The organism is Capnocytophaga sp. oral taxon 380 str. F0488, from assembly GCF_000318255.2.
Classification (GTDB): Bacteria; Bacteroidota; Bacteroidia; order Flavobacteriales; family Flavobacteriaceae; genus Capnocytophaga; species Capnocytophaga ochracea.
Genome location: NZ_KB291180.1, coordinates 59187 through 65311, shown reverse-complemented (window position 1 = coordinate 65311; position 6125 = coordinate 59187). Strand labels below are relative to the sequence as shown.

5 protein-coding genes are annotated in these 6125 nt (G+C 43.8%); 3 read left to right on the top strand and 2 right to left on the bottom strand.

Annotation, left to right across the window (positions count from 1 at the left end):
• Positions 1-398 precede the first annotated feature (398 nt).
• Positions 399-917 carry a bifunctional 2-polyprenyl-6-hydroxyphenol methylase/3-demethylubiquinol 3-O-methyltransferase UbiG gene (locus tag HMPREF9078_RS02190; RefSeq protein WP_009419094.1) on the bottom strand — a complete coding sequence of 173 codons (519 nt, stop codon included), beginning with the start codon at positions 915-917 and terminating at the stop codon, positions 399-401.
• A 149-nt stretch (positions 918-1066) separates the two neighbouring features.
• The gene (polA, locus tag HMPREF9078_RS02185; RefSeq protein ID WP_009419093.1) at positions 1067-3865 is read right to left on the bottom strand and encodes a DNA polymerase I; all 2799 of its coding nucleotides are present in this window, start codon (positions 3863-3865) and stop codon (positions 1067-1069) included.
• Between the two features lie 253 nt (positions 3866-4118).
• Here polA and HMPREF9078_RS02180 point away from each other — a divergent pair, with 253 nt between their 5' ends.
• The 3 genes from HMPREF9078_RS02180 to HMPREF9078_RS02170 are packed head-to-tail and all read left to right on the top strand — an operon-like array spanning position 4119 to position 5599.
• Positions 4119-4379 carry a thiamine-binding protein gene (locus HMPREF9078_RS02180; RefSeq protein WP_002674885.1) on the top strand — a complete coding sequence of 87 codons (261 nt, stop codon included), beginning with the start codon at positions 4119-4121 and terminating at the stop codon, positions 4377-4379.
• Between the two features lie 36 nt (positions 4380-4415).
• Complete coding sequence (pnuC, locus tag HMPREF9078_RS02175; RefSeq protein WP_009419092.1) at positions 4416-5087, top strand: nicotinamide riboside transporter PnuC; 672 nt, start codon at positions 4416-4418, stop codon at positions 5085-5087.
• Complete coding sequence (locus HMPREF9078_RS02170) at positions 5051-5599, top strand: AAA family ATPase (protein WP_009419091.1); 549 nt, start codon at positions 5051-5053, stop codon at positions 5597-5599. The genes pnuC and HMPREF9078_RS02170 overlap by 37 nt, the downstream gene beginning before the upstream one ends.
• The last annotated feature ends 526 nt before the right edge of the window (positions 5600-6125 follow it).

Below are 6125 nucleotides of genomic sequence, written 5' to 3'. Positions count from 1 at the left end.
ATTTGCTAATTTTTCCTCGCCTGCCGTGCTACGGATGCCTGTGTGGCTCGCACCTTTGCCAAAGTTAATTGTACACTGTCTGTCGTACTACGACCTCGCATTTCTGAGTCTCTCCGAAATTCTCTAATTCCTATTAAAAAGCCGGTTCAATCCTAATATAATTTAACATCAGTTCGATATATACAATATTGATTTACAATTGCGTTTTCATTACTGTTCTGTGAAATTCCTTAGCTAAAGCTGAACCAATCTGTGGAACAATGATGTTTTACAAAAGAATCATCTGTGCTAAATCCGTGTAATCCGTGAGATCTGTGAGAGACTTTCAGGTAGCTTGCTACAACTTGTTTGATTTGTTGCAATTTGTTTAATTTCTCTCCCGAAGGCAGATTGAACTATTATTTTCTCTCTGCAACCACGGCATAATATCTATTCGTAAAATACCGCAATAGCGGACGTAAACCTAACTTCTTTACAGGGTGTGCCCATTTCTCTCTATAAATAATACGAAAGCCCGCTTTCTCTACCAGCATATCCAATTGCCAATCTTCAAACTCGTGATAATGACAGTCGCGAGGGTCAGACGTATTGCGGTAGGCTTTGGCAAACCAAAGGCGCAACGGCACAGTAATGAGTACCCTTTTAGTAGGGAGATTCTGCAAAACTGCCAAAGGGTTTACCAAGTGCTCTAAAATTTCCAAAGCCACTGTAAAATCAGCCTTAAAGGTTTGTAGGGTGTGTGATTCAAAATCCAAATCCTGCCCCGTAGTGTTAAGCACAGTATAGCCTTCTTGTTGCATTACTGCCGAAAAAGGATTCTCAACCCCCACATCGAGGATAGTGCTTCCCTGAGGGACATATTGTTTGAGAATACTCAAAGTTTTTTGATAGCGTTTTTTAGGAAATATCTTGTACATAATTTACATTGACAATTAACAAGGAAATGACACCTTTGAGCCACAAATTTCGCCAAAGTCTGTGTCGCCTCATCTTTTACCTTTTATTCACATACCCAGCTGTGAGCCCTCGCTGGCTTTACCTTTTACCTCTTACCTTTTACCTAATTCTAGTGTGCATCGAGCCAGTTATCCCCTACCCCTAAGTCTGCCACAAGGGGAACTGCAAGGTTAAAAGCGCTCTCCATCGCCTCTTTAATGAGAGGCTTAACAATATTGAGCTCTGTTTTAGGTACATCAAACACTAACTCATCGTGCACCTGCAAGAGCATACGGGTTTGAAGTTGTTGGCGAATCAACTCGTGCTGTATGCGTATCATCGCAATTTTGATGATATCCGCAGCCGAACCCTGTATCGGAGCATTCACAGCGTTGCGCTCAGCTGCTCCGCGCACTACTTGGTTACGAGAATGAATATCGGGTAGATAGCGACGCCTTCCCAATACGGTCTCTACATAGCCGTGTTCTTGAGCAAATTGTATTTGCTTACTGATATAGTTTCGCAGGTTGGGATACGTAGCGTAATAAGTGTCTATCAATTCCTTGCTCTCTGAACGACTCAAATTGGTTTGAGCCGAGAGCCCAAATGCCGATACACCATAGATAATCCCGAAGTTCACTGTCTTGGCGTGACTGCGCTGTTCGCGAGTTACCTCTTCCAAAGGCACGTGGAACACTTTGGCAGCTGTGGAACGGTGAATATCCTCATTGCGGAGGAATGAGTCAATCATATTATGTTCTTCGCTGAGGGCAGCGATGATGCGAAGCTCTATTTGCGAATAGTCGGCAGAGAGAAGCACATAATCAGGATTGCGTGCGATGAACGCCTTGCGCACCTGCTGACCGCGAGGAGTGCGGATAGGAATATTCTGCAAGTTAGGATTATTACTGCTCAATCTACCCGTCGCAGCTACCGTTTGCATATAGGTAGTGTGTACACGACCGGTGAGTTTGTCCACCTCCAAAGGCAAGGCATCTACATAAGTAGATTTCAGCTTCTGTACTTGTCTCCATTCAAGTATATCGGCTACTATCTTATGCTTAGAAGCAAAGGGGGCTAATACTTCTTCGGAAGTAGCATACTGACCTGTTTTTGTCTTCTTAGGTTTGCTGTCAATTTTCAGTTTTTCAAAAAGAATATCACCTAACTGTTTCGGCGATGCCAAATTGAAATTTTCCCCTGCCTGCTCGGCTATAGTGGCTTCGAGTTGTGCAATATCGGCATCTAAGGTCTTAGCGTATTCTTTTAAGAAAGGCACATCGAGGTTCACTCCTTCGCGTTCCATAGCGGCTAACACTTTTATCAAAGGCGCTTCCAAATCAGTATAGATTTTCTCGGCGTTCACTTTGGGCATTTCCTCCTTAAATACGTTTTTGAGTTGCCACGTAACATCAGCATCTTCCACGGCGTATTCCTTCACTTGGTCGAGTGGAACGGTACGCATAGAGCGTTGTGCCTTACCTTTACCTATCAAACTCTCAATAGCAATAGGGGTATAGTTCAAATAGGTTTCACTGAGGATATCCATATTGTGGCGCATATCTGGATTCAGCAGATAGTGGGCTATCATCGTATCGAAGAGTGCACCTCGCACCTCAATGTTGTAGTTTTGCAATACTTTAAGGTCGTATTTCAAATTCTGACCTACCTTACCAATACGCTCATTTTCAAAGAACGGACGGAAGGTTTCAAGTAGTTTTGTTGCTTCTGCCTTATCAGTAGGGAAAGGTACGTAATAACCTTTGTGAGCCGACCAGCAGAAGGAAATCCCTACCAATTCGGCTTCCAGGGCGTTTACACTGGTCGTTTCGGTATCAAAACACACTTCGGTTTGTTGCAATAAATTCTGCAAGAGCAGTTGTTGCGCCATTGGGGTATCAGCTAATTGGTAGAAGTGAGGTGTATTAGTGCTGTTCTTCTTGTCGCTCATTACCTGCGGTTGTGCAAATAGGTCGCCCTGTGTAAAGAGACTTAACTGCCCCTCTGTGGGCTTATTCCCTGTAAGTGGCGGGGGTGTTGTTGGCATCTGGGGCTGATACGTTCTGAGAAAGTTCTGTAATAACTGACGAAATTCTAACTCTTCAAATATCCTCCCTACCGCTTCAAAATCGGGTTCGGACATCGCAAAGTCTTCTTCATCAAATGTTACAGGCACGTCCAGCATAATGGTAGCCAACTGTTTAGAGAGGATTCCTTTTTCCTTGTTGCTCTCAATATTCTCGCGCAGTTTGCCTTTCAGCTGGTCAGTATGGGCGAGAAGGTTTTCCATAGAGCCAAAGTCGGCAAGTAGCTTTTTAGCGGTCTTCTCGCCTACTCCTGGGAGCCCCGGTATATTGTCTACCGCATCACCCATCATTCCGAGGAAGTCTATTACCTGCAAAGGATTTTGTACCTCAAATTTCTCTTGTACTTCTTTTACGCCCCAAATCTCCACATCGTTACCTCCGCGCGAAGGTCGGTATATAAAGATATTATCACTCACAAGTTGTGCATAGTCCTTATCGGGCGTTACCATATACACTTGGTAGTTCTGCTTTTCAGCTTGTTTAGAGAGTGTCCCGATGATATCGTCAGCCTCATAACCCTCTTTTTCGATGATAGGAATATGCAAGGCTTTCAAGATTTCGTGAATATACGGGATTGCTAACCGAATGGCTTCGGGCGTTTCCTCCCGATTGGCTTTATAGTCGGCAAAGAGTTCAGTGCGCTCCACACTTCCTCCCTTGTCGAAAGCCACAGCAAGGTGGTCGGGCTTCTCTTTTTTAATTACTTCTAAAAGAGAGTTCATAAAGCCCAAAATAGCCGACGTGTTCAACCCTTTGGAGTTGATACGCGGGTTCTTGATAAAAGCGTAATAACCCCTAAAAATAAGGGCATAAGCATCGAGTAGGAAAAGCCGTTTTTTCATTCATTAAATAATTTATCCTCCATTAAGCCAAAAACATCAAGCATACTCCCTCTTAAATTCGCTAATTCCCTCTTCGAAAGGTGTTTTTAGTTCATTTTATCTTCACTCAATATAGGTAAAAAGAGGGTTACTCTTTTGGCTGAAAGAGATACATATTTTTGCGCAAAGGTAGTAAAATAATTGTAATTTCCCATTTTATTTGTACTTTTGTCCCGAATATAAATTAACCTTTAATAATTAATCATTCACCATTATGAAAGTATCTGTTGAACTTACTTTTAGCCCGTTACAAGACGATTACGAGCGTCCTATCATTCACTTTATCAAGAAACTGCGCGCCTCTGGGCTCATCGTACAAGAAAACCCTCTCAGTACCCAAGTCTATGGCGAATATACCCAAGTGATGAATGTTCTCACCACCGAGATAGAAGAAGCCCTCGACTTAGTAGAACGCGGACTGATGTACGTGAAAATCGTAAAGTCCGACCGCCACGAGTATAAACCTTTCTTCTAAGTAAAGCCAACGAGCAAGCGTAACTGAATATCTGATATGGAAGCGTTTTTCAATTGGTTTTTTAGTCAGTATCAAGGAGTCCCTACCCATTTAGTGGTTTTAGAAATCATAGGTGTGTTCTTTGGGTTCCTCAGTGTTTGGCTGGCTAAAAAAGGAAATATATGGGTATACCCTACGGGTATCATCAGCACGGTATTATTTGTATACCTGCTATGGCACTACGTGCTGTGGGGCGATATGCTTATCAATGCCTATTATACAGCGATGAGTATCTACGGGTGGATACTATGGGCAAAGAACGCCCAAGACAATGTGATTACTATTTCCGTTACCACCCGTCGCGATTGGCAAATCTGCACTCTTTTAGGTGTTTTTAGCTTGGTTTTTGTCACTGCGGTATACTACCTGAAACCTTACATCAAAAACAACTTTTCTATGCAGGGAATCTCCTTAGGATTCCACAACTTCCTCCCTACCGAATATGTCGATGTCTTTACCACCTCCATTTTCTTGATAGGAATGTGGCTAATGGCAAAACGCAAAGTAGAAAACTGGGTCTTTTGGATTCTCGGCGACCTCATTTCAGTACCCCTCTACCTTAAAAAAGGAATGCTATTCACCTCCTTTCAGTACTTTTTATTCACCATTATTGCCATTATGGGCTATAGAGAATGGAAACAACACTTGCGCAACGAGACAGCCCGATAAAGCGTATCGCCTTTGTAGGTCCTGAGTGCACCGGCAAAACCACTCTTAGTCGTACCCTTGCCCAGCAGTTCCAAACCGTATGGGCTGAGGAGTATATGCGCACTTACCTACAACACAAGTGGGATACTCAGCATCTCACCTGCACGTGGGACGACCTCCTTCCCATCGCTCACGGACAAGTTTTGCTCGAAAACAAACGTATCCAGCAAGCCAATGAATATTTGTTCTGCGACACCTGTCTGCTCGAACTAATGGTCTATTCTTACCTCTACTATGGCAAATGCAACCCACAAATAGAGCGCGCAGCCCTCACACATCATTACCACACCCTTTTTCTCACTTATGTAGATGTCCCTTGGCAACCCGACGACCTCCGCGATAAACCCCACGAGCGCGAGAGCGTATTTGCTTTTTTTGAGCAACATCTGAACGCTCACGGCATACAATACCATATCCTAAAAGGCTCCTTAGAGGAACGCATCGCCCAATGCACCAAAATGCTAACCGCATAACATCTTCTCACAAGCCCCCTCTATCCGAACCTCGTCCTACGAGTTCTCCCCACCAAACAACTATTTTCGTCTCTACATTCCTCTTTTTCCCCTATTACTACATTCCCCATTTAAAGCGAGTTATAGAGATGTTTGTTATCACTATACTTTGGCAAAGTTTAAAACTTTGCCAAAGTTAATATAGCTCTCTTTGTCTTTGGTTCTCCTCTTTTGAGCCTCTCGACCCCCCCGATAGCTTCCCTTTGGTTGCCACATTTCTCCTTTGAAGATAGCCAGCGACAGCTGTGTATGTGTAAAGAGGGAAGTTTGTCACCTTTTTCCAGCTTGTCCCCCTTCGGGGGTTCGGGGGCTTACCCAATAAATGATTCGCCACATTCCCCCTCATTGAGGTAGCCAATCACTGCTGGGTATGTGTAAAGGGTGTGGTTTCATTATTTTTTCCGTCATTACATTCCCCCTCTTCGAGGGGGCTAGGGGGAGGTTCCTTTTGATTTTCCGTCACACTCCCTCCTAGTGCCTATGGCCT

Coding starts and splice junctions, on each gene's coding strand:
- HMPREF9078_RS02170 (WP_009419091.1), top strand. CDS start 5,051: ATGGAAACAACACTTGCGCAACGAGACAGCCCGATAAAGCGTATCGCC.
- HMPREF9078_RS02180 (WP_002674885.1), top strand. CDS start 4,119: ATGAAAGTATCTGTTGAACTTACTTTTAGCCCGTTACAAGACGATTAC.
- HMPREF9078_RS02190 (WP_009419094.1), bottom strand. CDS start 917: ATGTACAAGATATTTCCTAAAAAACGCTATCAAAAAACTTTGAGTATT.
- pnuC (WP_009419092.1), top strand. CDS start 4,416: ATGGAAGCGTTTTTCAATTGGTTTTTTAGTCAGTATCAAGGAGTCCCT.
- polA (WP_009419093.1), bottom strand. CDS start 3,865: ATGAAAAAACGGCTTTTCCTACTCGATGCTTATGCCCTTATTTTTAGG.